Source organism: Enterovibrio norvegicus DSM 15893 (assembly GCF_900115495.1).
In the GTDB taxonomy this organism is placed as follows: Bacteria; Pseudomonadota; Gammaproteobacteria; order Enterobacterales; family Vibrionaceae; genus Enterovibrio; species Enterovibrio norvegicus.
Genome location: NZ_FOWR01000086.1, coordinates 1 through 2,253, shown reverse-complemented (window position 1 = coordinate 2,253; position 2,253 = coordinate 1). Strand labels below are relative to the sequence as shown.

Sequence of the window (2,253 nt, the reverse complement as noted above, 5' to 3'; positions counted from 1 at the left end):
ACCCACGAAAGCTTAGGAAACATCCCTCCGACCGAATACCGGAGGAAATTGGAAACCTCTAGCTATGCATTGTCTCGCTAAAGGGGAAGTGGACAAAATCATGTGGCTATTTTTGCTAAGTTGAATTGAATACACATGGTTTTATCGAGTGATTTTGTCTTTAAGGCCGCAGTTGAATTCACAAAACGGCGCGTTCGTTGGGTGTTGGCGGCAAAGCCGCGATAGTATTAAGAATCAGCGGCTAACAAGGTCATCAACAGGACACCTTGCCAATCTCGAAGCGCTTAGAAAGTGGTGTGAATACATTGGTTTGGTGAGGTTTAGTGCGGGCAAGTGCCCGTTATCACAACGTTATATTTCAATCATTCGAGATTTATTATGAAAAAAATAATGTTTATTTGGTCTTTAGTCATTCTTTCCTTCCCCGCGTTTTCTGGAAGTAGTGCTGGTAAGGTTGGTGATATGTTAATTACTAGTGATGGAGTATTACTATTCACCGCTGGTGCTCATCAAAACCCCGGTTGCCCTACACCCGCTTGGGGAGTCGAAACCAAAACGGCCGAAGGTAAATCATTGATGTCAGTGGTTTTGATGGCAGCAGCGTCTGATAGGACGATTGAAGTATCCGGACAGGGTGTCGGAGAGTGTATTAGAGACCGCGAAAAAGTGGATCTGATAATAGTTAAACAATAGTTGTGTACACTAGCCCTAGTAGAGTTCATCAACGGGACGCTTTTTCACTGTGGCAGCGTTATAAAGTGATGTGAATACAAGGGATTAAAGCGGTGTGGTAAACGCCCGTTATTTTAACGTTATCCGTCAATTCTTCTCAGTATTTTGTTTGCGAGGTTTGGTTAGCTATTTCCTCTCTTCGTCTCAGGCTGTTTATTCTGAAAACGCTCACCAAACCAATCCCAAACTCGATGCAAAATCATGTGCCTATCTTTGCTAAGTTGAATTGAATGCACATGGTTTTATCGAGTGATTTTGCCTTTAAGGCCACAGTTGAATTCACAAAATGGCGCGTTCGTTGGGTATTAGCGGCAAAGCCGCGATAGTATGAATGTTCAGCGGCTAACAAGGTCATGAACGGGACACCTCGCCAATCTCGAAGCGCTTAGAAAGTAGCGTGAATACATAGGTTTGGTCAGGTTTAGTGCGGGCAAGTGCCCGTTATCACAACGTTATGTGTTTGGAGTAAATATGGAAAATGTAGAAAAAGCTCATGGCCATTCAGCTAACCACCGTAGGGAAATTGAAAAATCCGAAATCTGTGGTTGTTTCTATTGTCTATCAATATTTACACCGAAGGAAATCGTTGATTGGTGTGATGTGTACGCTGATGAAGTCGGTGGATTAAAGTACGGCCATACTGCTATTTGTCCCAAATGCTCTATCGACTCCGTTTTGGGCTCGGATAGTGGTTATCAGATTACTAGAGATTTTCTAAGCCAAATGAATAGTAGATGGTTTTAGGACCACACATAACAAGGCTATAAACAGGGACGCTTTGTCAATGCGGAAGTTTTTCAAAATGTTGTGAATACAAAGGATTAAAGCAGTTTTGGGTGGTTTGGTAAGCGCCCGTTATTGCGACGTTAGCTCTCAATTGCCTTTTCAAAATTTAAGGGAATCTCGATGGCTCGAATCATAGGTATAGGGAAAAGAGTAAGTAGGCTTAGATATTCTGCTTTACAACTCGTTAACTTTTCAATTTTAGTAACAACTTATCCTTTGGCTTTGAAAATTGGAGTTGATACTTTATTTAGCATTGTAGTCATGCCACTAATATTCATTCTCGCTTTTTTGTATCATTTAGTCTTAATTTTTCAGAGAACAATGGATATTGGTGGTCGTTGGCAATGGGCATTTTTAGCATTTTTAGCATTTATACCTTTTATTAATTTCTTTTATGGCATCGGTCTTCTTTTCTGGAAAGGTTCTGAAGGTCTTAATAGTTATGGTAATCCGCCTGCTCATAAGCATTCTTATAGTATAGTTTTAGTCATATTATCTATCGTACTAATAAGTTATGGTATGAGCATTATGCCAACAGGCTTAACAGAGAGCTAACAAGGCGTTTAAACGGAACTAAAACAGTGGGTTAGGTTTCGCTTCGCTACACATTATAACCCACAATTTTAGTCCGCTTAACGCGGCGCTGAAGGATCCCCTCATAATTCGCCCAACCCTGACGAATGTGTCAGCCTCTGATATTCGAGCATAGCCCACTGATATTGCTGCTCATTGATG

At 41.2% G+C, this 2,253-nt stretch carries 3 protein-coding genes; all 3 read left to right on the top strand.

Annotation, left to right across the window (positions count from 1 at the left end; all coding sequences use genetic code 11):
• Positions 1-378 precede the first annotated feature (378 nt).
• The 3 genes from BM082_RS24450 (at position 379) to BM082_RS24440 (ending at position 2,073) form a co-directional block, all read left to right on the top strand.
• Positions 379-693 carry a hypothetical protein gene (locus BM082_RS24450; protein WP_017013375.1) on the top strand — a complete coding sequence of 105 codons (315 nt, stop codon included), beginning with the start codon at positions 379-381 and terminating at the stop codon, positions 691-693.
• Positions 694-1,203: 510 nt separating this feature from the next.
• Positions 1,204-1,476 carry a cytoplasmic protein gene (locus BM082_RS24445; protein ID WP_074928988.1) on the top strand — a complete coding sequence of 91 codons (273 nt, stop codon included), beginning with the start codon at positions 1,204-1,206 and terminating at the stop codon, positions 1,474-1,476.
• Between the two features lie 162 nt (positions 1,477-1,638).
• The gene (locus tag BM082_RS24440; RefSeq protein ID WP_074928985.1) at positions 1,639-2,073 is read left to right on the top strand and encodes a DUF805 domain-containing protein; all 435 of its coding nucleotides are present in this window, start codon (positions 1,639-1,641) and stop codon (positions 2,071-2,073) included.
• The last annotated feature ends 180 nt before the right edge of the window (positions 2,074-2,253 follow it).

Coding starts and splice junctions, on each gene's coding strand:
- BM082_RS24450 (WP_017013375.1), top strand. CDS start 379: ATGAAAAAAATAATGTTTATTTGGTCTTTAGTCATTCTTTCCTTCCCC.
- BM082_RS24445 (WP_074928988.1), top strand. CDS start 1,204: ATGGAAAATGTAGAAAAAGCTCATGGCCATTCAGCTAACCACCGTAGG.
- BM082_RS24440 (WP_074928985.1), top strand. CDS start 1,639: ATGGCTCGAATCATAGGTATAGGGAAAAGAGTAAGTAGGCTTAGATAT.